The 22,280-nt window shown below is 65.0% G+C and carries 27 protein-coding genes; 1 reads left to right on the top strand and 26 read right to left on the bottom strand.

Translation table 11 applies throughout. From position 1 onward, the window contains the following. The first annotated feature begins 29 nt into the window (after positions 1–29). Positions 30–1,481 (top strand): DEAD/DEAH box helicase, encoded by a 1,452-nt coding sequence (locus ACK3BB_RS10330; protein ID WP_428928632.1) that lies wholly within the window; start codon positions 30–32, stop codon positions 1,479–1,481. Positions 1,482–1,570: 89 nt separating this feature from the next. Here the strand turns inward: ACK3BB_RS10330 and ACK3BB_RS10325 are convergent, their stop codons facing one another. From ACK3BB_RS10325 to ACK3BB_RS10200, 26 genes are all read right to left on the bottom strand, one after another. Further along, positions 1,571–3,235, bottom strand: coding sequence for a ribonuclease J (locus ACK3BB_RS10325; protein ID WP_428928631.1), 1,665 nt, complete (start codon positions 3,233–3,235; stop codon positions 1,571–1,573). Positions 3,236–3,238: 3 nt separating this feature from the next. After that, the gene (locus ACK3BB_RS10320; RefSeq protein WP_428928630.1) at positions 3,239–4,012 is read right to left on the bottom strand and encodes a type III pantothenate kinase; all 774 of its coding nucleotides are present in this window, start codon (positions 4,010–4,012) and stop codon (positions 3,239–3,241) included. Positions 4,013–4,027: 15 nt separating this feature from the next. Beyond that, the gene (locus tag ACK3BB_RS10315) at positions 4,028–4,783 is read right to left on the bottom strand and encodes a biotin--[acetyl-CoA-carboxylase] ligase (RefSeq protein WP_428928629.1); all 756 of its coding nucleotides are present in this window, start codon (positions 4,781–4,783) and stop codon (positions 4,028–4,030) included. After that, a complete protein-coding gene (gene nuoN / locus ACK3BB_RS10310; RefSeq protein WP_428928628.1) occupies positions 4,773–6,224 on the bottom strand; it encodes an NADH-quinone oxidoreductase subunit NuoN in 1,452 nt (483 codons plus the stop codon). The genes ACK3BB_RS10315 and nuoN overlap by 11 nt, the downstream gene beginning before the upstream one ends. A gap of 13 nt (positions 6,225–6,237) precedes the next feature. Further along, positions 6,238–7,785, bottom strand: a complete 1,548-nt coding sequence (locus tag ACK3BB_RS10305; RefSeq protein WP_428928627.1) for an NADH-quinone oxidoreductase subunit M — start codon at positions 7,783–7,785, stop codon at positions 6,238–6,240. Then, entirely contained in the window at positions 7,785–9,959 is a 2,175-nt protein-coding gene (gene nuoL, locus ACK3BB_RS10300) for an NADH-quinone oxidoreductase subunit L (protein ID WP_428928626.1), read from the bottom strand. Before nuoL ends, ACK3BB_RS10305 begins: the two co-directional genes overlap by 1 nt. Positions 9,960–9,966: 7 nt before the next feature. Beyond that, a complete protein-coding gene (gene nuoK / locus ACK3BB_RS10295) occupies positions 9,967–10,272 on the bottom strand; it encodes an NADH-quinone oxidoreductase subunit NuoK (protein ID WP_428928625.1) in 306 nt (101 codons plus the stop codon). A gap of 4 nt (positions 10,273–10,276) precedes the next feature. Continuing rightward, positions 10,277–10,750 carry a hypothetical protein gene (locus ACK3BB_RS10290; RefSeq protein ID WP_428928624.1) on the bottom strand — a complete coding sequence of 158 codons (474 nt, stop codon included), beginning with the start codon at positions 10,748–10,750 and terminating at the stop codon, positions 10,277–10,279. Between the two features lie 17 nt (positions 10,751–10,767). After that, positions 10,768–10,983, bottom strand: a complete 216-nt coding sequence (locus ACK3BB_RS10285) for a hypothetical protein (protein ID WP_428928623.1) — start codon at positions 10,981–10,983, stop codon at positions 10,768–10,770. Continuing rightward, complete coding sequence (locus tag ACK3BB_RS10280) at positions 10,980–11,582, bottom strand: NADH-quinone oxidoreductase subunit J (protein ID WP_428928622.1); 603 nt, start codon at positions 11,580–11,582, stop codon at positions 10,980–10,982. Before ACK3BB_RS10280 ends, ACK3BB_RS10285 begins: the two co-directional genes overlap by 4 nt. After that, positions 11,579–11,989 (bottom strand): carboxymuconolactone decarboxylase family protein, encoded by a 411-nt coding sequence (locus ACK3BB_RS10275; RefSeq protein WP_428928621.1) that lies wholly within the window; start codon positions 11,987–11,989, stop codon positions 11,579–11,581. The genes ACK3BB_RS10280 and ACK3BB_RS10275 overlap by 4 nt, the downstream gene beginning before the upstream one ends. Beyond that, entirely contained in the window at positions 11,986–12,480 is a 495-nt protein-coding gene (nuoI, locus tag ACK3BB_RS10270; RefSeq protein WP_428928620.1) for an NADH-quinone oxidoreductase subunit NuoI, read from the bottom strand. Before nuoI ends, ACK3BB_RS10275 begins: the two co-directional genes overlap by 4 nt. Positions 12,481–12,489: 9 nt before the next feature. Further along, entirely contained in the window at positions 12,490–12,822 is a 333-nt protein-coding gene (locus tag ACK3BB_RS10265) for a hypothetical protein (RefSeq protein ID WP_428928619.1), read from the bottom strand. Positions 12,823–12,826: 4 nt separating this feature from the next. Then, a complete protein-coding gene (nuoH, locus tag ACK3BB_RS10260) occupies positions 12,827–13,867 on the bottom strand; it encodes an NADH-quinone oxidoreductase subunit NuoH (protein WP_428928618.1) in 1,041 nt (346 codons plus the stop codon). Between the two features lie 6 nt (positions 13,868–13,873). Further along, positions 13,874–14,260, bottom strand: a complete 387-nt coding sequence (locus ACK3BB_RS10255) for a hypothetical protein (RefSeq protein ID WP_428928617.1) — start codon at positions 14,258–14,260, stop codon at positions 13,874–13,876. A gap of 8 nt (positions 14,261–14,268) precedes the next feature. Then, the gene (nuoG, locus tag ACK3BB_RS10250) at positions 14,269–16,287 is read right to left on the bottom strand and encodes an NADH-quinone oxidoreductase subunit NuoG (protein WP_428928616.1); all 2,019 of its coding nucleotides are present in this window, start codon (positions 16,285–16,287) and stop codon (positions 14,269–14,271) included. Between the two features lie 3 nt (positions 16,288–16,290). After that, a complete protein-coding gene (locus ACK3BB_RS10245; RefSeq protein ID WP_428928615.1) occupies positions 16,291–16,698 on the bottom strand; it encodes a DUF5333 domain-containing protein in 408 nt (135 codons plus the stop codon). A 98-nt stretch (positions 16,699–16,796) separates the two neighbouring features. Further along, positions 16,797–17,129 carry a hypothetical protein gene (locus ACK3BB_RS10240; protein WP_428928614.1) on the bottom strand — a complete coding sequence of 111 codons (333 nt, stop codon included), beginning with the start codon at positions 17,127–17,129 and terminating at the stop codon, positions 16,797–16,799. Between the two features lie 5 nt (positions 17,130–17,134). Then, positions 17,135–17,845, bottom strand: coding sequence for a class I SAM-dependent methyltransferase (locus tag ACK3BB_RS10235; RefSeq protein ID WP_428928613.1), 711 nt, complete (start codon positions 17,843–17,845; stop codon positions 17,135–17,137). Positions 17,846–17,885: 40 nt separating this feature from the next. Then, positions 17,886–18,272, bottom strand: a complete 387-nt coding sequence (locus tag ACK3BB_RS10230) for a hypothetical protein (RefSeq protein ID WP_428928612.1) — start codon at positions 18,270–18,272, stop codon at positions 17,886–17,888. Beyond that, the gene (locus ACK3BB_RS10225) at positions 18,269–18,772 is read right to left on the bottom strand and encodes a DUF3291 domain-containing protein (RefSeq protein WP_428928611.1); all 504 of its coding nucleotides are present in this window, start codon (positions 18,770–18,772) and stop codon (positions 18,269–18,271) included. Before ACK3BB_RS10225 ends, ACK3BB_RS10230 begins: the two co-directional genes overlap by 4 nt. A 2-nt stretch (positions 18,773–18,774) precedes the next feature. Next, on the bottom strand, positions 18,775–20,073 hold the full coding sequence (gene nuoF, locus ACK3BB_RS10220; protein WP_428928610.1) for an NADH-quinone oxidoreductase subunit NuoF: 1,299 nt from the start codon (positions 20,071–20,073) through the stop codon (positions 18,775–18,777). Positions 20,074–20,080: 7 nt separating this feature from the next. Then, positions 20,081–20,305, bottom strand: a complete 225-nt coding sequence (locus ACK3BB_RS10215; protein WP_428928609.1) for a DUF5337 domain-containing protein — start codon at positions 20,303–20,305, stop codon at positions 20,081–20,083. A gap of 220 nt (positions 20,306–20,525) precedes the next feature. Beyond that, positions 20,526–21,014 carry a hypothetical protein gene (locus tag ACK3BB_RS10210; protein WP_428928608.1) on the bottom strand — a complete coding sequence of 163 codons (489 nt, stop codon included), beginning with the start codon at positions 21,012–21,014 and terminating at the stop codon, positions 20,526–20,528. A gap of 33 nt (positions 21,015–21,047) precedes the next feature. Further along, entirely contained in the window at positions 21,048–22,157 is a 1,110-nt protein-coding gene (gene nuoE, locus ACK3BB_RS10205; RefSeq protein ID WP_428928607.1) for an NADH-quinone oxidoreductase subunit NuoE, read from the bottom strand. Then, positions 22,157–22,279: a hypothetical protein gene (locus ACK3BB_RS10200; RefSeq protein ID WP_428928606.1), complete on the bottom strand. Its 123-nt coding sequence runs from the start codon at positions 22,277–22,279 to the stop codon at positions 22,157–22,159. The genes nuoE and ACK3BB_RS10200 overlap by 1 nt, the downstream gene beginning before the upstream one ends. Between the last annotated feature and the right edge of the window lies 1 nt (position 22,280).

The raw sequence follows: 22,280 nt of genomic DNA, 5'->3' as shown, positions 1-22,280 counted from the left end.
AAGTAAGTGTCCGCAACCAACGGACACATATGACAAAATTCTCTGATCTGAACCTGAACCCCAAGGTGCTGAAGGCCGTGGAAGAGGCTGGCTATGAAACGCCGACGCCGATCCAGGCCGGAGCGATTCCCCCCGCGCTGAACGGGCGCGATGTTCTCGGGATCGCCCAGACCGGCACGGGCAAGACCGCCAGCTTTACCCTGCCGATGATCACCGCCTTGGCGCGTGGTCGGGCCCGGGCGCGGATGCCGCGCAGCCTGGTGCTGTGCCCCACGCGGGAACTGGCCGCGCAGGTGGCCGAGAATTTCGACACCTATACCAAACACCTCAAGCTGACCAAGGCGCTGCTGATCGGCGGCGTGTCCTTCAAGGAACAGGAACAGCTGATCGACCGCGGTGTCGACGTGCTGATCGCCACCCCGGGCCGGCTGCTGGACCATTTCGAGCGTGGCAAGCTGCTGCTGACCGGCGTTCAGATCATGGTGGTCGACGAAGCCGACCGCATGCTCGACATGGGCTTCATCCCTGATATCGAACGCATTTTCTCGCTGACGCCCTTCACGCGCCAGACCCTGTTCTTCTCGGCCACCATGGCGCCCGAGATCGAGCGGATCACCAATACCTTCCTGTCGAACCCGGAACGGATCGAGGTTGCCCGCCAGGCGACGACCTCCGAGACGATCGAACAGGGCGTGGTCATGTTCAAGGCCTCGCGCCGCGACCGCGAAGGCAGCGAAAAGCGCAGCCTGCTGCGCAAGCTGATCGATGCCGAAGGCGACGCCTGCACCAACGCGATCATCTTCTGCAACCGCAAGTCGGACGTGGATATCGTCGCGAAATCGCTGAAGAAATACGGCTATGATGCCGCCGCGATCCACGGTGACCTGGAACAGAGCCAGCGCATGCGTACGCTGGATCAGTTCCGCGACAAGACCCTGCGGTTCCTCGTGGCCTCCGATGTTGCTGCCCGCGGGCTCGACATCCCCTCGGTCAGCCATGTCTTCAACTTCGACGTGCCCTCGCATTCCGAGGATTACGTGCACCGCATTGGCCGCACCGGGCGCGCAGGGCGTGACGGCAAGGCCGTGATGATCTGTTCGACCCGCGACGAGAAGTACTTCGAAGCCATTGAAAAGCTGGTGCAAAAGGAAATTCCGCGGATCGAGAACCCGATGAAATCGGCACCTGCAGAAGCCGTCGAAGATGAGGCACCGGCCGAGAAATCGACCTCCAGCCGGTCGTCGTCGTCGCGCTCTTCGTCGTCGAAATCCTCGTCGAAATCGTCCTCCTCGCGGTCTTCGTCTTCGTCGTCTTCGGCCTCCAAAAGCTCGTCGTCGAAATCCACGTCGTCGCGCTCCAAGAGCAGCAGCCGCTCCACCCGCGACCGCAACGACGACAACCGGGGCAACAAGGTCGTGGGCATGGGCGATCACCTGCCCAGCTTCATCGCCATGAGCTTCGAGGAACGGCGCGCAAGCTGAGACAGGTTCGGCGGGGGCTGCCCCGCCGACCAGACGTCGTAGGGTGGGTTGTGAACCCACCCTTTTTTATTGCCTGAAAAGGGTTTGGGTCAGCCGAGCCGGCTGACCACCACGATGACCTCGGGCTTGCGCCCGATCTCGTCCAGCGCCGTCTTACGGGCCTGCTTGCGCAGCAGTTCTTCCAGCGCGTCATCATCCATCAGCGTCTTCGAACCGGCCCGTCCCAGCGCCTGGGTCAGATCCGCTTCCAGCACCTCGACCAGCCCGGCCTTGGAACGCCCGGTTTCCGGCAGGCCCATCAGCTCGACCCAGGGTTCACCGAGCGGCTCGTCCTCTTCGAGGATCAGCGTGACCACGACCATGCCGTTCAGTGCCATGCGGATCCGGTCGCGCACGATGCCATCCAACGCGCCGATCTTGACCACACCATCCAGGTAAGTCCGCGTGACGTCGATGTATTCCTCGACGGTCGGCGCATTGCCACTGAGGTTCAGCATGGTGCCGTTGGTCGCAATGATCCCGGTCCGGCCCTTGGATTCGGCCAGGCGGACGTGTTCGCGCAGGTGGCGATGTTCGCCATGCATCGGGATGACCATCTGCGGCTTCACGATGTCCTGCAGGCGCTCCAGGTCGGGCCGGTTGGCATGGCCCGACACGTGGTATTTGCCGCTGGAATCATCGACCACATCAATCCCTTTTTCACTGAACTGGTTGATGATGCGAATCACGCCGGATTCGTTGCCGGGAATCGTCTTGGAGGAAAACAGGAACAGATCGCCCTCTTTCATCTCAAGCCCCAGGTACTTGCCCCGGGCCAGCTGGGCCGAGGCCGCGCGCCGTTCACCCTGGCTGCCCGTCACCAGCAGCATCAGGTTCTCGCGCGGGATTTGGGTGGCATCCTCGGGGCTGACCACCGACGGGAAATCGCTCAGAACGCCGGTCTGCACGGCGGCTTCGACCATCCGCCGCATGGCCCTGCCCAGCAGAACGATGGACCGCCCTGCCCTGTCGCCGGCCTCTGCCAGGGTCTTCAGCCGCGCCACGTTCGACGCAAAGGTCGTGGCCACCACCATGCCCGAGGCATTGGCGACCAGTTCCTCGATTGCCGGGCCGACCTCGGATTCCGAACGGCCGGGATGGGGCGAGAAGACATTGGTGCTGTCGCAGATCAGCGCGCGCACCCCGGGGGCCGCGACCTCGGCCCAGAGATCGGGATCAAAGGGTTCGCCCACGACCGGCTTGGTGTCGAGCTTGAAGTCACCGGAATGGATCAGCCGGCCTTCGGGCGTGTCGATGACCAGCGCAGCGCTTTCGGGGATCGAATGCGACACCGGCAGGAAGCCCACGGTAAAGGGCCCGGCCTGCACCGTTTCGGGCCAGGCCGAGGCCAGGTGCACGGCATCTTCCGGCAGCGCCTTTTCGGCCATCTTGCGCCGGGCGATATTGCCGGTGAAGGCACGCGCATAGATCGGCGCCTGGAGCGCCTCGTAGTGATGGGCCACGGCGCCGACATGGTCTTCGTGGGCATGGGTGATGAACACCGCTTCAAGCCGGTCGGCCCGTTCGGCCAGCCAGGCGATATCGGGCAAGATCAGGTCGACGCCGGGCGTCGTGTCCATGTCGGGAAAGGCAACGCCGAGGTCGACCAGGATCAGCCGCTCTTCGCCCTCGCGGCCATAGCCGTAGACATAGGCATTCATGCCGATTTCGCCGGCCCCGCCGAGGGGGAGATAGATCAGTCGTTCACCGGTCATGGCTCAGGATTTTTCCTTGTTGTACTTATGGATGACGGTCAGGCCATGCATTGTCAGATCGTCTTCGAAGGCATCGAAGAGGTCAACGCTCTGCTGGAACAGAGGCGCCAGACCGCCCGTCGAAATCACCTTCATCTCGCGGTCGCGCTCAGCCTTGATGCGCGCGCAGACCTCTTTCACCAGCCCGACATAGCCCCAGAACACGCCCGATTGCATGCAGGCCACTGTATTGGTGCCCACGACTCGCTGCGGTTTGGAAATGTCGACATGCGGCAGGGCAGCAGCGGCCTGGTGCAGCGCTTCGAGGCTGAGGTTCACGCCCGGCGCGATGACACCGCCGACATAGGCGCCATCATCCTCGACGACGTCAAAGGTCGTGGCGGTGCCGAAATCGACAACGATGAGGTTGCCGCCGAACTTGTCATAGCCCGCCACGGTATTGACCAGCCGGTCGGGGCCGACGGCGGTGCCGGCATCGACGCGCACGTCGATGGGCAGCAGGCAATCGGGCTTGCCCACGACGACCGGCCGGGTGTTGAAATACCGGTCGGACAGGACACGCAGGTTGAACACCACGCGCGGCACGGTCGAGGACACGATCACATCGGTGATGTCGGCCTCGATGCCCTGGAATTCCATCAGGGTCGACAGCCAGACGTAATACTGGTCCGCCGTGCGCTGCCATTCCGTGGCGGTCCGCCAGGTGGCAACAAAGGCGTTGCCGTCCCAGATCGAGAAGACGGTGTTGGTGTTGCCACAGTCGATGGCCAGGAGCATCGCGCCCCTCCCTGTTCAGAAAAATACGTCCGCAGCCGGGATGGCGGCCCGACCACGGGCGGTCTTTAGGACAAGATTGCCGTCTTCGTCCACCGTCTCGAAGGTGCCGACGGTTTCGGACCGGGTCGTGCGCGCGGTGATGACCTCGCCCAGGCGGGCGGCGCGCGACAGCCAGGCGGTGCGGATCGGCGCAAAACCATAGCGGCGGAACTGGTCCTCGTGCCGGGCATAGGCCGCGGCGAGGTGATCGAGGAAGGTCTCTGGATCGACGCGGGCCCCGGTTTCCGACAGGATCGACACCGGCCGGACGGCGCGCGCTTCTACCTCGTCGGCCGAGGGCGCCTCGACCAGGTTGACGCCGATGCCGATCAGCAGATGGGTGATCTGCCCCCCCGACCCGGCGCTTTCCAGCAGCATGCCCGAGACCTTGCCACCGTTCAGCAGCACGTCATTGGGCCATTTCAGCGCCAGACCGTCGGCCCGCCCGCTGACATCGGCCACGGCATCATAAAGCGCAAGCGAGGCCACGAAGGTGCGCAAGGCCGCCACACCGGGCGGTTCGGCCGGGCGCAGCGCCAGGGTCGCCGCGAAATTTCCCTTGGGGTTCTGCCACGCCCGCCCCCGTCGGCCACGGGCCGTGGTCTGTTCAAGCGCCAGGATCCATTCCGGCCCGGCCAGCGTGGGCGCCAGCCGTGCCGCTTCGCTCAGCGTGCTGTCGACCGACGCCAGGACGCGCCGGCCATAGCCTTCGGGCCAGATCTCAGTGGACAAGCGTTGCCGCCGCTGCCGCTGCCGCGCCTTCGATGCCGAAGAGATTGACGATGCCCAGGAGCATCGCCGCCGCCGAGGCCGCCAGGAAGACCGACAGGATCGGCGCTTCGGTCCGGTCCAGCTCTTCGCCCGTGTCGGACCCGAAGTACATGTAATAGACGATCCGCAGGTAGTAGAAGGCACCGATGACCGAGGCGACCACACCGGCGATGGCCAGCCAGGCCAGCCCGCCCTCGTAGGCCGCGCGCAGCACGTAAAGCTTGCCGATGAAGCCCAGCATCGGCGGCACGCCGGCCAGCGAGAAGAGCAGGATCAGCATGGCCAGGGCCCGGCCCGGCTCATGGCTGGCGTAGAGGTTGAGCGCCCGCGTGTCGACGACCGGCTGGCCGTCCTTTTCCATCATCAGGATGAAGGCAAATGTGCCAACGTTCATGGCCACGTAGATCGCCATGTAGACCAGCATGGCCTGCACGCCAAAGGCCGTGCCCGAGGCCAGGCCCATTAGCGCATAGCCCATGTGGGCGATCGAGGAATAGGCCATCAGGCGCTTGATGTTGGTCTGGCCGATGGCAGCCACCGCGCCGAGGAACATCGAGGCCACGGACAGCGCGGCGATGACCTGTTGCCAATCGCCGACCGCCCCGCCGAAGGCATCGAACAGCACCCGGGCAAAGAGCCCCATGGCCGCAACCTTGGGCGCGGTGGCGAAGAAGGCCGTGATCGGCGTGGGCGCGCCTTCGTAGACATCGGGTGTCCACATGTGGAAGGGCACCGCCGAGACCTTGAACGCCAGGCCCGAGATCACGAAGACCAGGCCGAAGAGGAACCCGATGGGCAGCTCGCCGTGATGCGCCGTTTCGACGATGTTCGAGAAGAGCGTCGAGCCGGAATAGCCATAGACCAGCGAGGCGCCGTACAGCAGCAGACCCGAGCTGAGCGCGCCCAGGACGAAGTATTTCAGGCCGGCTTCGGTCGATTTCACGCTGTCGCGGCGCAGCGAGGCCACGACATAGAGCGCCAGCGATTGCAGTTCGAGCCCCATGTAAAGGGCCATCAGGTCGCCGGCGCTGACCATGACCATCATGCCCACGGCCGCCAGGGCGACCAGCACGGGGTATTCAAAGCGCAGCAACCCGCGGCGGGCCATGTAATCCTGGCTCATGACCAGAATGGCCGCGGCCGACCCGAGGATAGCCACCTTGGCAAACCGGGCAAAGGCATCGTCGTTGAACATGCCGCCAAAGGCCGTGTGGGCGCCGCCGTCGCTGCGGGTGCCGATCCAGATGGCAAGCAGCAGCATGAGCCCGGCCGTCGCCCAGACCAGGGCCGGCGCGTGGCGGTCCTTGCCGGTATAGACCGCGCCCACCATGGAAAGCATCGCGAAGAGCGCAAGGATGATCTCTGGCAGGATGATGTTCAGATCGGCTGAGATGGAGGACATCTGGGTCGGCTCCTTAGTGCGATGAGGCCACTTGGCCGGCGGTATCGACCGCGCCGGCCAGGGCAGTGTCGACGGATTGGACCAGGGCAGCGGTCGACTGCCCGATCACGTCCGTCACCAGCGAGGGATAGACACCCAGGATGAGGGTCATGGCGACCAGCGGCGCGAATATCCACCTTTCGCGCGGGGTCATGTCCTTGATCGTCTTGAGGCTTTCCTTGATCAGGTCGCCAAAGACAACCCGACGGTAGAGCCAGAGCGCATAGGCCGCCGAGAAGATCACGCCCGAGGCAGCGACGGTGGCGACCCAGGTGTTGACCTGGAACGTGCCCATCATGGTCAGGAATTCCCCGATGAACCCGCTGGTGCCCGGCAGGCCCACGTTGCCCATGGTGAAGAACATGAAGACCAGCGCATAGGCCGGCATGCGGTTGACCAGCCCGCCATAGGCGTCGATCTCGCGCGTGTGCATCCGGTCATAGATCACGCCGACGCAGAGGAAGAGCGCGGCCGAGATGAAGCCGTGCGACAGCATCTGGAAGATCGCGCCGTCGACGCCCTGCTGGTTGGCCGCAAAGATGCCCATGGTCACAAAGCCCATGTGGGCGACCGAGGAATAGGCGATGAGCTTCTTCATGTCGTCCTGCACCAGGGCGACCAGCGAGGTATAGACAATGGCGATGGCCGACAGCCAGAGCACGAAATTGGCCATGACATCCGAGCCCACGGGGAACATCGGCAGGCTGAAGCGCAGGAAGCCATAGCCGCCCATCTTGAGCAGGATGGCGGCCAGCACGACCGACCCTGCGGTCGGGGCCTGGACGTGGGCATCGGGCAGCCAGGTGTGCACCGGCCACATGGGCATCTTGACGGCAAAGCTGGCGAAGAAGGCCAGGAACAGCAGGGTCTGCATGCCGCCAACCACATGGATGCCCAGGATCGAGAAGCTCTCGTAAGAGAATTCATGGGCCAGCAGGGCCGGAATGTCGGTGGTGCCGGCATCCGAGAACATGGCGACCATGGCCACCAGCATCAGGACCGACCCCAGGAAGGTATAGAGGAAGAACTTGAACGACGCGTAAATGCGGTCCTTGCCCCCCCAGATCCCGATGATCAGGAACATCGGGATCAGCCCGGCCTCGAAGAAGATGTAGAACAGCACCAGGTCGAGGGCCATGAAGACGCCCAGCATCAGGCTTTCCAGGGCCAGGAAGGCGATCATGTATTCCTTGACGCGGGTGTTGACCTCCCAGCTGGCCAGGATGGTCAGGGGCATGATGAAGGTCGTCAGCAGGACGAACAGCACCGAGATCCCGTCGACGCCCATCTTGTATTTCAGGCCGAGCAACCATTCGCCTTCCTCGACGAACTGGAACCCGGTGTCGGAGGGATCGAAGCCGAAGAGGATGAAGAGCGAGACGACAAAGGTGGCCCCGGTGGCAAAAAGCGCCACCCATTTGGCATTCTGCTGGGCGGCCTCGTCATCGCCGCGCAGGAACAGGGCCAGGATGACGGCCGCGACGGCGGGGATGAAGGTGGTAATGGAAAGAAGGTTGTCCATCAGTGCGCTCCTCCGCCGAGCGTCATCCAGGTGATCAGGAGGGCGATGCCTATGACCATCGCGAAGGCATAGGTGAAGATGAAGCCCGACTGGGCCCGGCCGGCAAGCCGGGTGAAGAAGGGCACGACGCCCATGGCAATGCCGTTGAGGAAGCCGTTGATGATGCCGACATCCCCGCTCTTCCAGAACAGCCGGCCCAGGGCGAGCGCGGGCTTGACGAAGATCGCGTCATAGAGCTCGTCGAAGTACCACTTGTTCTTGAGGAAGAGGTAGAGGGGGCGCTGGTTCTCGGCCAGCTGCCGGGGCAGCGCCGGGTTCACGATGTAGAAGAGATAGGCCAGGGCAAAGCCCAGGACCATCGCGATGAAGGGCGAGACCTTGACCCATTTCGGGGCGGCATGGGCATCGTCCAGCACGTGGTTGTCGGGGCCGAAGTAGAGCGCGCCCTCGCCCGGCTGGCCGGCAAAGGCGTAATGGTGTTCGCCCTCCCCGCCGTGGTCCGCTTCTCCGCCGTGACCGGCGGCGTCGCCATCTGCATGGGCCGTGTCGGCATGGGCCGTGTCGGCATGGGCCTCATCGGCATGTGCGGTCTCTTCGCCGTGGCTCTCCTCGCCATGACCGGCATCGGCATGGGCCCCGGCCTCGGCCACGGGAATGCCGTAGAACTTGCCGACCTTGTCCGCATGACCAAAGAAATTGCCGTACCAGATCATGCCCGCAAAGACCGCGCCAAAGGCAAGGACACCAAGCGGCACCAGCATGTTGGTCGGGCTTTCATGGGCATGTTCATGGGTGTGCTTGTCGCCCCGGGCCTCGCCGTAGAAGGTCAGGAAGATCAGCCGCCAGGAATAGAAGCTGGTCATGGCCGCGGCGATGACAAGCAGCCAGAACCCGTAGGACGACCCGCCCGCCCAGGCGCTTTCGATGATCGCATCCTTGCTGAGGAAGCCGGCAAAACCGATCGTTGTCAGCGGGATGCCCACGCCGGTGATGGCCAGGGTGCCGATCATCATGGCCCAGAAGGTATAGGGCACCTTCTTGCGCAGCCCGCCATAGTTCATCATGTCCTGCTCGTGGTGCATCGCATGGATGACCGAGCCGGCGCCGAGGAACAGCAGGGCCTTGAAGAAGGCATGGGTGAAGAGGTGGAACATCGCCGCCGAATACATGCCCACGCCGGCGGCCACGAACATGTAGCCCAGCTGCGAACAGGTCGAATAGGCGATGACGCGCTTGATGTCGGTCTGCACCAGGCCGATCGTCGCGGCGAAGAAGGCCGTCGTGGCGCCCAGCACGGTGATGAACCCCGTGGCGCCCGGCGCGAATTCATAGATCGGCGACATCCGGCAGACCAGGAAAACCCCGGCCGTGACCATCGTGGCCGCGTGGATCAGCGCCGACACGGGCGTCGGGCCTTCCATGGCGTCGGGCAGCCAGGTGTGCAGGATCAGCTGGGCCGACTTGCCCATCGCGCCGATGAAGAGCAGCACGCCCACCACCTCGGCCGCGTTCCAGTCGCGCCACAGGAAGGTGATCTGGGTCTCGGCAATGGTCGGTGCGGCGGCGAAGATATCGGTGAAGGAAATGCTGTCGACCAGGAAGAACAGGGCAAAGATGCCCAGGGCAAAGCCGAAATCGCCCACCCGGTTGACGACAAAGGCCTTCATCGCGGCCTTCGAGGCGCTCGGCTTGCGGAAGTAGAAGCCGATCAGCAGGTAGGACGCCAGGCCCACGCCTTCCCAGCCAAAGAACATCTGGGCCAGGTTGTCGGCCGTCACCAGCATCAGCATGGCGAAGGTGAAGAGCGAGAGATAGGCGAAGAACCTCGGGCGATAGCTTTCGTCATCGCGGAAGTTGTCGTCATGGGCCATGTAGCCGAAGCTGTAGAGATGGACCAGCGAGCTGACCGAGGTGATGACGATCAGCATGATGGCCGTCAGCCGGTCGAGCCGGATCATCCAGTCGACCGACAGCGTGCCGCTTTCGATCCAGCGCATGATGGTGATCTGCTCGGTCACCCCGTCGAAGGTGAAGAAGGTGATCCACGACAGCAGCGCGGCCAGGAACAGCAGGCCCGTGGCCGTCCATTGCGCGGCCTTCTCGCCGATCAGCGGCCAGCCGAAGCCGCAGATGATGGCCCCGACGAGGGGCGCGAACAGGAGGATGGTTTCCATGAGCCCCTCAGCCTTTCATCATGTTGACGTCTTCGACCGCGATCGTGCCGCGGTTGCGGAAGAAGCAGACCAGGATGGCCAGGCCGATGGCGGCCTCGGCCGCGGCCACGGTCAGCACGAACAGCGTGAAGACCTGGCCGACCAGGTCGCCCAGGTGGGCCGAAAAGGCCACCAGGTTGATATTGACCGCCAGCAGGATCAATTCGACGCTCATCAACAGGATGATGATGTTCTTGCGGTTCAGAAAGATCCCGAAGATGCCGATGACGAAGAGCGTCGCCGCCACCGTCAGGTAATGTTCAAGTCCGATCATCTGTTCACCATTCCAGTAGCGGTTGGCCGTGTTTCGTGCAGGCGTGCTGGGCGAGCGGTGCCACCTCGTCCTCTTCGCCGAAGGCATTGGTCTGCTGCGGCGAGATCGGGTCGGGGAACTCGGTCGGCAGCTCGGATGTGGCCGGCAGCGCGGCATAGGTCTTGTCGACGCAGTCGAACTGGTGGGTCTGGTAGCTCCAGGCGTCGCCGACGGGGCTGGCCGAGGTCATCATGACCGTGCCATCGCCAAAATCCTTGGTCGCGACCTCGAAGCGCTGGTCGATATCAGCGATCTGCACGTCCTTCAGCCCCTGGGCCTGCAGGGCGCCCGCCCCCGTCACCAGCATCGCGGCCATGCCGGTTGCCGTCTTTCGCCGGCGTCCCGCCACCCGGTCCTTGTCCCGGCCGGGCCGGGATGCGCCAAACGCGCCGACAAGCAGCGTCGCCGCCGCTGCCAGGTGGTGTGCAAGTCCGATCATTCCTGTCCCTCCGGGGCTCAGCGCCCGTTCGATCCGTTTTCTATCCGCCGCTTCATCATCTGCCGGTAAATCCAGCCCAGGATGATGGGGCCCTTGTGGCCGGTCTTCTTCTGGAAGACCTTGTAGAACACCATGGTCACGCCGATCTTCAACGCCCAGAGCGCGGCAACGCCCGCCACGCCGATGGTCTGAAAGACCTGCTCGGCGACACCGAAGACCCCGGCCAGCGTCACAGACCCTGCCCCGGCTTGACGTCCCGCAGCTCCATCGCCTTGGCCGGATCGCGATAGATCTGGGCCAGGATGTCCTGGCGCTTGATGTCCTTGCGGTGGCGCAGGGTCAGCACGATGGCCCCGATCATCGCCACCAGCAGGATCAGCCCGGCCAGCTGGAACAGCAGGAAATACTGGTCATAGAGGATCATCCCCAGCGCCTGGGTGTTGTGCATCCCCTCGGGCATCGGCTGGGCGCGCATGGCCTCGGCCGCCGCGTTGGCATCCCAGGCCCCGAAGGCCATGGCGAATTGCATCAGGATGACCACGCCGATCAGCAGGGCCAGCGGCATGTATTTCGCCATCTCGGCCTTCAGCTCGGCGAAATCGACATCAAGCATCATGACCACGAAGAGGAACAGCACGGCCACCGCGCCGACATAGACGATGATCAGCAGCATGGCGACCAGCTCGGCCCCCAGCAGCACGAAGAGCCCGGCCGCTGACAGGAAGGCCAGGATCAGCCAGAGCACCGAATGCACCGGCTGGCGGCTGATGACGGTGAACAGACCGCCCGCGATCACGCCAAGCGCGAAGAGGTAAAAGGCGAATACGCTCATGACGGATCTTCCTCCTTGTCGGCCATGGCATCCTGCGCAAGCTCCAGCGCGCGGGACATCGCCGGGATCCCGGCGAAAAATGACATCTGGCCGATGGTCTCGACGATTTCCTGTTTGCGCGCGCCCGCCTCGACCGCATGGCGCACGGTCTGGCGGACGGCAGTGTCGTTCTGCGCGCCCTGCATGGTCAGCCCGGCCAGCGTGAGCAGCAGGCGCGTCTTGGCATCCAGCCCCTCGGTGTTGACCTTGTTGCCGAACCACAGCTCCATGACTTCCTTGGGCATGGTGGGCCACAGCGCCTCGAACCCCTTGGGCGAGAAATGCTCAAGCGCCGGGTTCAGGGCCTTGGCCATGTCCCGCGCCTGCTGCATCATCATGTCGAAAGGGTTCGAGGAATTGTCGTTCATCGGTAGGGCGCGTCCAGTTCCAGGTTGTGGGCGATGGCCGCTTCCCAGCGTTCACCGTTTTCCAGCAGCTTTTCCTTGTCGTAGAACAGCTCTTCGCGGGTCTCGGTCGAGAATTCGAAATTCGGCCCCTCGACGATGGCATCCACCGGGCAGGCTTCCTGGCAGAAACCGCAATAGATGCACTTGGTCATGTCGATGTCATAGCGCGTCGTCCGGCGGCTGCCGTCCTCGCGCGGTTCGGCATCGATGGTGATGGCCTGGGCCGGGCAGATCGCCTCGCAGAGCTTGCAGGCGATGCAGCGTTCCTCGCCGTTGGGATAGCGGCGCAGGGCATGTTCGCCCCGGAACCGCGGGCTGAGCGGGCCCTTTTCATGGGGATAGTTCAGCGTGGCCTTGGGCGCGAAGAAGTATTTCAGGCCCAGCTGGAAGCCCTTGAAGAAATCCGCGAGCAGGAAGTATTTCGCCGCGCGCCCGTAGTCGATCTGCGTCATGTCTGCTCCTTAACCCTGCGTATCCGGCATGTAGCCGGTGTTCATGGGGATGGGCGCCGGTGTCGTGTCCATCGGGGCCAGGCCCTGGTCGGCGGGCGCCGGCCAGGGGGCCTGTTGTGTCGTGCCGGGCGCCGGCGCGGCCTGGCTGGCCGGCACCTCGGTGCGGCTCAGCCCCTGCTGGGACACCGCCCAGCGGAAGATGGCCGCCGCGATTTCCTGCTGACCGGACACCAGGTTGCCATCGGCATCGACATCCGGCAGCGCACAATCGCGCACGATGTAGTCGGCCAGGCTGATCATCTCGATGTACTTGGCGTCGAGAATGGCGTCCTTGAGATCCATCGCCTCAGCTCCCCGTGGTCCAGCGGGCGAAGGCGCCCCAGAACCAGCCGAACTTGGCGGCGAAGGCCACGAAGACCACCCAGGCCAGCGAGAACGGCAGGAAGACCTTCCAGCCCAGGCGCATCAGCTGGTCGTAGCGGTAGCGCGGGGTGATCGCCTTGACCATCGAGAAGACGAAGAACATCAGCAGCATCTTGATCAGCATCCACAGGATGCCGTCGGGCAGGCCCGGGATGGGCGACAGCCAGCCGCCGAAGAACAGCAGCGAGATCAGCGCGCACATCAGCACCACGGCCACCAGTTCACCGATCATGAACAGCAGGAAGGGCGTCGAGGAATATTCGACCTGGTAGCCCGCCACCAGTTCCGATTCCGCTTCGGGCAGGTCGAAGGGCGGGCGGTTGGTCTCGGCCAGGGCCGAGATCAGGAAGAGGAAGAGCATCGGTAGATGCGGCAGCCAGTACCACGAGAACAGGCCGAACCGGCCATCCTGGGCCTGGACGATCTGGCCGAAGTTCATCGAACCGGACGAGATGATCACGCCGACGATGATCAGGCCGATCGAGACCTCGTAGGAAATCATCTGGGCGGCCGACCGCAGCGAGCCCAGGAACGGGTATTTCGAGTTCGACGCCCAGCCGCCCATGATCACGCCGTAGACCTCGAGCGACGAGATCGCGAAGACATACAGGATGGCCACGTTGATGTCGGCCACGACCCAGCCGTCGTTGAACGGGATCACCGCCCAGGCGATGAGCGCCATGACCAGGCTGATCATCGGCGCCAGCAGAAAGATCACCCGGTCCGCCCCGGCGGGGATGACCACTTCCTTGACGACGTATTTCAGGAAATCCGCGAAGCTCTGCAGCAGGCCGTAGACACCCACCACGTTGGGGCCCCGTCGCATCTGGACCGCCGCCCAGACCTTGCGGTCGGCGTACATCAGGAACGCCAGGGCCACCAGCAGCGGGACGACCACCAGGAGAACCTGTCCGACCAGGGTCAAAGCGATCCCGAGGCCCGTGGAGGTAAAGAATTCAGCCATGCTTCCTCACACCGTAGGTATTCCGTTTTCCGTGCAGTTCTGGACGACGACTTCAGCGTCGAGCGTCCGCAGACCGCGCGGCAGGGATGGCGAGATGGTGTAAACCGCATCTCCGGCCCACACGCCACCCTTTTCCTTTACATTCGTGCGTAAATGCCGCGTGAATCCGTACCCCCGGATCAGCGCATATTGCGCCGCGGCACATTCGATATAGCGTTCAACCGCAACGTTCCCGCCCGCCTGGGTCATCGTCACCCGGAATTCCACCAGGTCACCGTCAAGGAGCCGGGTCTCGATACCGCGATAGACCGGGTCGGGCGCGGGCTGGCCCGTGTCCTGCGGTCCGCAGGCGGCCAGGGCCGCGCCGATGCCGATATGTGCGAGCGCCAGCATCCCTGCCCTCATTCCGCCGCGATCGGGGCCGTGCGCCGCGCCTTGGCGTTGGCCGACAATTCGGCCATCAGCGCCGAGGCCCGTGCAATCGGGTTGCTCAGGTAGAAATCGCGCACCGGCGACAGGAAGGCCCCCTCGCCCAGGTCGCCACCCTCGGGCAGCACCCATGCGTTCTCGGCCACCTGGTCGACATCGCCCAGATGGGGCACGGCCTTGACCAGCGCCTGGCGCAGCTGGGCCAGGGAATCGAACGGCAGGGTCGCGCCCAGCTCGGCGGACAGCGCCCGCAGGATCGCCCAGTTTTCCTTGGCCTGGCCCGGCGGGAAGGCCGCGCGCAGGGCCAGCTGCGGCCGGCCCTCGGTGTTGACGAACAGCCCCGATTCCTCGGGATAGGCCGCGCCGGGCAGGATCAGATCGGCGCGGTGCGCGCCCCGGTCGCCATGGCTGCCCTGGTAGATCACGAAGGGCCCGGCGGCGATCTCGATCTCGTCGGCGCCCAGGTTATAGATCACCTCGGCCCCCTCCATGGCCTCGGCCATGCCGCCTTCGGTCACGGCGCCCACGTCCATCGCGCCCACGCGCGACGCCGCGGTGTGCAGGATCAGCACCTTGGCCCCGGCGGCTTCGGCCGTCTTCATGGCCAGCGCCAGCACGGCGCCGCCATCGGGCCCCTGCAACGCGCCCTGGCCGATGATCATCACCCCGGGCACGTCCGCCTTGTCGGCGTGATCAGCCTTGGCCAGCTGGGCCAGCGCCTCGCGCCCGGTGCCCAGCTCGGACACGTCGTAGGTCAGGTCGGCCTGTTCGCCGATCCGGGCCACCTTGGCCCCGGCCGCCCAGGCCTTGCGGATGCGCGCGTTCAGCACCGGTGCCTCGACGCGCGGGTTGGTGCCCACCAGCAGGATCATCTGCGCCGCGTCGATATCCTCGATCGTCGCGTTGCCCACATAGCCCGACCGGTTGCCCACCGGCAGCTTGGCCCCGTCGGTCCGGCATTCCACCGCCCCGTCCAGCCCTTCGACCAGCTGTTTCAGCGCAAAGGCCGCCTCGGTCGGCACCAGGTCACCGACCAGGCCCAGCGCCTTCTTGCCCGTCATCGCCGTGGCCGCGGCGGCCAGCGCCTCGGGCCAGTCGACCGGCGTCAGCTTGCCGTTCTTGCGCAGGTAAGGCCGGTCGAGCCGCTGGCGTTTCAGCCCGTCCCAGACAAAGCGCGTCTTGTCGGAAATCCATTCCTCGTTCACGCCGTCATGGTTGCGCGGCAGGATGCGCATCACTTCGCGGCCCTTGGTATCGACCCGGATGTTGGATCCCAGCGCATCCATCACGTCGATCGTCTCGGTCTTGGTCAGCTCCCACGGGCGGGCGGTGAAGGCATAGGGCTTGGACACCAGAGCGCCCACCGGGCACAGGTCGATGATGTTGCCCTGCATGTTGCTGTCCAGCGTCTCGCCCAGGTAGGACGTGATCTCGGCATCCTCGCCCCGGCCGGTCTGGCCCATCTGGGTGATGCCCGCCACCTCGGTCGTGAAGCGCACGCAGCGCGTGCAGGAAATGCAGCGCGTCATGTGGGTTTCGACCAGCGGGCCCAGGTCGAGATCGTCGACCGCCCGCTTGGCCTCGCGGAAACGGGAGAAATCAACCCCGTAGGCCATGGCCTGGTCCTGCAGGTCGCATTCGCCGCCCTGGTCGCAGATCGGGCAATCCAGCGGATGGTTGATCAGCAGGAATTCCATCACCCCTTCGCGGGCCTTCTTGACCATGGGCGAGTTCGTCTTGACCACCGGCGGCTGGCCTTCCGGCCCGGGCCGCAGGTCGCGCACCTGCATCGCGCAGGAGGCCGCCGGTTTCGGCGGGCCGCCCACGACCTCCACAAGGCACATCCGGCAATTGCCGGCGATCGACAGCCGCTCGTGATAGCAGAACCGGGGAATCTCGATACCTGCCTCTTCGCAGGCCTGGATCAGGGTCATCGCCCCGTCCACTTCGACTTCCTGGCCGTCAATGATGATCTTGCGGAGGTCAGACATGGGTCAGTTCTCTTTCAGATACACGCCGATGGCGCTGTTTCGTTCGATTTCCGCGCGACCGAAGGCGCAGAGCGAAGCCGGATCGTGACGGTCCGCCCCGAACCGGGCGAGATAGGCCTCGCCCCGTTCGGCCATCCGTGCGCGTTCCTCTTCGGATTCGTAGAAGGCTTCGATTTCCTTGTCGGAATAGCCCAGCTGGTTGGCCCGGTTGCGCAGCCGCCAGAGCTCGGCGATGCCCTTCATCTTGCGTTCCGAGATATCCGGGCATGTCTTGCGGATCTCGTTGGCCACGGCGATGTAGAACAGCGGCTCGTAAAGCTCGGGCACATCGCGGATCGGCTGCTTGGCCGCGGCCCCGCTGCCGGTGATCCCCAGCAAGAGGGCGACGGTCACAATGGTCACAATACGCATGTCTGCAGACTCCTTGGAAGACGTCCGCATTGCGCCGCAGCGGAGGCCGTTAGGCAATAACGCCCCGCCCCGCATCGGCCGATATGCGCCCGCAATCCTCACGGATTGCAACGTCCCAGGAAAGTCAGCGTGTCGTTCTCGATCGGCACCACCTCGGTTTCGGGCCCGATCTCCCACTTGATGTCGGAGCTGCCGAAATGGGTGATGCAATAGCTCGTCGCCTCGTACTTGCCCGCCTCGCGCGCGGCCGTGATCGAGGCCGAGACCGGGCGCACCTGCACCTGGAACGCCTTGCGGTCGCTCTTGTCGCGGGCCTGCGACTTGTGGCGGAACTCGATCCCGTCGAACAGCACGTCTTCCTGGTCCCAGAAGACCTTGGCGCAGCCCGGCGCCAGGATCAGCGCCACCAGCATGATTTGAAACAGTTTCATCGTCTTCATCCCCCCACCCGGGAGTGCACCGGCCGGTGCGTCGCGCCCTTTTCGATCACGGCGATCGAATCGTGGACGTGATAGCCCGATATCATGCGCTTGAACTCGGGGTGGCGCAGGCCTTTCTTGTGGTACCAATTGTGCATGTCGTCGGTCAGGTCGCGCAGGAACCGGAAGAAGTTGGCCCGGCTGCGATACCCCCCGCCGAATTTCTCGATATAGGCCGTATGGAGATCCTCGACCATGTAGATCCCGCCGTCTTCCAGGCGCGGGAACAGCACGTCGAACGAGGCGCGCACATGCGGCATCCGGTGGCTGCCGTCATCCAGCACAAGGTCGATGCCGCCCATCTCGTCGACCACCTTGTTGAGGAAATCGGGATCGGCCTGGCTGCCGATGCGCACCTGTCCGGCCTGGCCGTCGAAGGCCGCGCATTCCTCGTTGATGTCGATGCCGAAGATCTTGGCTTCGGGTCCGAAATAGCCGCGCCACATCTGCAGGCTGCCGCCCTTGTTCACGCCGATTTCCAGGAAGCGGATGGGCTTGCCCCGGAACTGGGCGAAATAGCGGTCGTAGAGCGGGATGTAATGGTGCCACTTGTGCACCACGGCCCCGGAATTGTTGGCAAAGAGGTCCAGCAGGTCGCCGTCAAAGCCGAATTTCTCGCGGATGTCGGCCGCGACGTCGGCGTCTTCCTCGAAACGGAAACGTCTCATGCCCGGCCCTCCTGGCTGTGCTGTGCTGTCATCAGGCCGCTCATCCGAAAATCGTCCCGCAATGGTTGCGGATCACCCAGCTGCCGCCGACGAACGTGGCCTCGCCTGCCACCGGGGCGGCTGGCAGGCCATAGCTGTCGCAGAAGGCGCTGGCAATCGCGATGGCCAGGACCCGGTCGTCATCGCTCATGGGTTGGCCGTCGGATTGGGCGATCTCGATGAACGAGGCATCGAAGCGCACCGTGCTGCCCCCGGCAATCACCTCGCTGACCTCGCGCACGGCAAAGTTCACCGTGTAGTCGACGCTGTCGTAGCTGACCGGCCGGGTCACGCCCGCCGCGCTTTCGGGCAAGCCCGTGCAGGCACCCAGCCCCAGCCCGGCAGCCACCAGGCCCAATGTCAGGATCATGGCCGAACCTGTTGTCATGCCACGTTTTCCCCTCTTGTTTCGGGGCCTTGGCCCGCGGTCCGCAGATGCGTCCAGCCAAAGGCATGGTCGCTCTCTCCCTGGGCCGCCAGATGATCCAGTCGTGCCTTGGCGTCTTCGATGGTGGGCCGGTGCCCCGCGGGCACCCACCACATCACCAGTCGCGGGCCGGTGTTCTCGGCCGCGTCATACCATTCGCCCCGCCGGTCGTAGAACCGCTTGTGGATCGTGTTCCACACGAAATGTTCCAGCGCCTGCGGGGTTTCCCAGACCGACAGCGTCGAGGCCGTGCGCGGGTTGCCCCCCAGCACGCCCGCGCTGTCCTTCTGGGCGTCGTCCATGTCATCGTCGGTCATCCGCCAGACAAAGCCCGGGCTGCGCTCGGCCAGCCCGTTCACCCGGTCCAGGTTGTTGGCAAAATCCGCCACGCGCGGATCGTCCCAATCATGGGCCAGGGTGCCGATGTTGAATTCGGCGATATGATGACCGGCCGGCTGCATCCTTATTCCGCGGCCACCGCTGCGCTGATCCGGCCCTTTTTCTGGGCCTTGATGCGCTCTTCGATCTCGTCGCGGAAATTGCGGATCAGGCCCTGGATCGGCCAGGCCGCCGCATCGCCTAGGGCACAGATCGTGTGGCCTTCGACCTGCTTGGTCACGTCGAACAGCATGTCGATTTCCTCGACCTCGGCCTCGCCGCGCACCAGCCGTTCCATCACCCGCATCATCCAGCCGGTGCCTTCGCGGCAGGGCGTGCATTGCCCGCAGCTCTCGTGCTTGAAGAATTTCGACAGCCGCCAGACTGCCTTCACAACGTCGACCGACTGATCCATCACGATCATGCAGCCGGTCCCGAAAGACGACTTGTTCTCGCGCATCCAGTCGAAATCCATGATCGCGCCGTCCAGCTGGTCGGCCCGCAGGATCGGGCAGGACGCCCCGCCCGGGATGATCGCCTTGAGGTTGCCCCAGCCGCCCTTGATCCCGCCGCCGTGCTTTTCGATCAGCTCGCGCACGGGCAGCGACATTTCCTCTTCGAAGACGCAGGGGTTGTTCACGTGGCCGGTCAGCGCAAAGAGCTTGGTGCCCGCGTTGTTGGGCCGGCCGAAGGACGAGAACCATTCCGCGCCCCGGCGCAGGATCGTCGGGCAGACGGCAATGGATTCAACGTTGTTCACCGTGGTCGGGCAGCCGTAGAGCCCCGCGCCGGCCGGGAACGGCGGCTTCATCCGGGGCATGCCCTTGCGGCCTTCCAGGCTTTCCAGCAGCGCGGTTTCCTCGCCGCAGATATAGGCCCCAGCACCGTGATGCAGGTAGAGATCGAAATCCCAGCCCGAACCGGCAGCGTTGGCGCCCAGCAGACCCGCGTCGTAACATTCGTCGATCGCCGCCTGCAGCGCCTCGCGCTCGCGGATGTATTCGCCGCGGATATAGATGTAGGAAGCATGCGCGCCCATCGCGAAGGACGCAATCAGCGCGCCTTCGATCAGGGTATGCGGATCATGGCGCATGATCTCGCGGTCCTTGCAGGTCGCCGGCTCGGATTCGTCGGCGTTGATGACCAGGTAGGCCGGGCGCCCGTCGCTTTCCTTGGGCATGAAGGACCATTTCAGACCGGTCGGGAACCCCGCCCCGCCCCGGCCGCGCAGCCCGCTGTCCTTCATCGTCTGAACGATGGAATCGCGTCCGCGTGCAATGATGTCCTTGGTTCCGTCCCAATGGCCCCGTTTCTTCGCGCCCGCCAGCGTGCGGTCGTGCATCCCGTAGAGATTGGTGAAGATGCGGTCTTCGTCCTTGAGCATGAGACCATTACCCCTGGTTCTTCTGGCGCAGCCGCCAGATCTGGAAGATGTTCGCGCCGGCATAGATGAATGCCGCCAGCGCCGCAAAGTCGAACAGCAGCAGCACGCGGTTGCTCATCCCGAAGAGCGGCGCGACAACCTGCATGACCAGCCACAGCGCGGCCGCGCCGGCGATGACCACCGCCACGTGCCGGCCCTTGCGGGTGATGTGCTGATCCAGGTCGCTGTCCACGTCTCTCTTCGTCTCCGTTCGTCCCGGCGGGCCTGAACCCGGCCGGGCAAGTTCTGTCGGTCGGGCCATCGGCGGCCGTCCCGGTCCGTTCTGCGCCCCGCCCGGGCCGGCCTGGCCCTTCGGGATCTGCCCTGCCCCGGCCCGCTGGCCGGTCTCGGGCCCCTGTTTGGCCCCATCGGGCCCGGTTCCCCGGCCCCGGCGATCCGGCCCGGGCGGCCTGTCAGGCCTGGCCGGGCTGGTAGGTCCAGCTGCCCTTGCGGGCGGCCAGTTCGGCCTCGCCCGGCAGCGGCGTGCTGGGCTTGATCAGCGGCCCCGTATCGCTCGGCGCCTCCTCCATCGGCCCCGTATCTGCCAGCCCCGTATCTGCCGGCCCTGTCGCGGCGCGCGGCCCGTCAAAGCCCGCGGCTTCTTCGGCAAAGCCCGTCGCGGGTGCCTCGGTCACCGGCGACGGCTCGACCAGCCGCACTGCCGGGGCGTCGGTCGCCGGGTCCTGCTGGCTCTGCCGGGCTTCACTGCCCGTCTCGCCGCCTTTGCCCGCATCCCTGCCGCCGATCCGGCTGAGCACCAGGTGGCCGATGCCAACCCCGGCCACGCCGGCAATGAGCGCCCCGGTCAGGTCCGACCCCGTCAGCGGGATCCACAGCACGGCCGCCGCGATCCCGATCAGCACGGGTTTGACCCAGATCTTCTCCTTCGGTTCCTCTGCCATCCGTTCTCCTCCCCAGGTGTTCGGCCAGTGTGGTCAGTCGTCGTCGTAGATCCCCTCGTCCTTTGCCTTGCGGGCAAAGTCCGTCTCTTCCCCGGCCGCCAGCAGCTTGGCCTGGCTGACCCATTCATCCCGTGTCACCCGGCCCTTGAACCCTTCGAGGTTCTGGTCGACCCAGTGGATCTCGGCTTCGGTCCAGCCGGCGATCTGGTCGAAATGGTAGAAGCCCAGCGAATTCAGCAGCTCTTCGAGCTTTGGCCCGACGCCCTTGATCAGCTTGAGATCGTCAGCCTGGCCGTCGCGCGGGGCGTCCAGCCCTTCGGGCCGGGTCTCCGGCGTGGCCACCGCGCCCGCGGGTTCGGGCACCGTGCGTTCGGTCGGCGCGGGCTCTTCGCCGGCCGGCTCGACCTGGGCCTTGTCGCGCGCCTGCGGCGTGCCGTCCTTCAGCCAGGGCGTCAGCAGAGGCACCTCGGTGCCGTCGATCCGCTTGACCGTATCGCCGATCTCGACCGCCCGCGCGACCGACGCGTTGTATTGCGCCCGGCCCTCCACGTGGTCCTTCAGGTTGGTCGGCCCGTCGGCCGCCTCGGAGGCATAGCGCCCATTCTGCGGCCCCGGGACCGGCACCTTGCCGGCCACCAGGTCGTCAAGCAGCTGGGCAAAGCCTTCGGCCGTCAGGTCTTCGTAGTAATCCTTGCCGATCTGGGCCATCGGCGCATTGGCGCAGGAGCCCAGGCATTCGACCTCTTCCCAGGACAGCTTGCCATCGGCCGAAATGCCATGGGCCTTGGGCGAGATCTTGTCCTTGCAGACCGCGATCAGATCCTCGGCCCCGCAAATCATGCAGGTCGTCGTGCCGCAGACCTGGACATGGGCCACCGAACCGGTCGGCTGCAGCTGGAACATGAAATAGAACGACGCCACTTCCAGCGCGCGGATATAGGCCATGTCGAGCATCTCGGCGACATGTTCGATCGCCGGGCGGGTCAGCCAGCCTTCCTGTTCCTGCGCCCGCCACAGCAGCGGGATGATCGCGCTGGCCTCGCGGCCCTCGGGATACTTGGTGATCTGGCCCTCGGCCCAGGCCTGGTTGGCCGGGGTAAAGGCAAAGCTCTCGGGCTGTTCGGGGTGCAGACGTCGCAACATCAGGCTCTTCCTTCCACGGCCGGGTCCTTGCGGCGGCCGGGGGCTTGCGCCGCCCCGACCACGCCCGGCAATTCCTTCACCATGCGGCCACCGGCCAGGACGGCCCGGGTATCGCGGGTCATG

It is taken from the genome of Marinibacterium sp. SX1, from assembly GCF_050389775.1.
In the GTDB taxonomy this organism is placed as follows: Bacteria; Pseudomonadota; Alphaproteobacteria; order Rhodobacterales; family Rhodobacteraceae; genus Marinibacterium.
The sequence above is the reverse complement of the archived record's forward strand: the minus strand, read 5'-3'. Positions and strand labels throughout refer to the sequence as shown.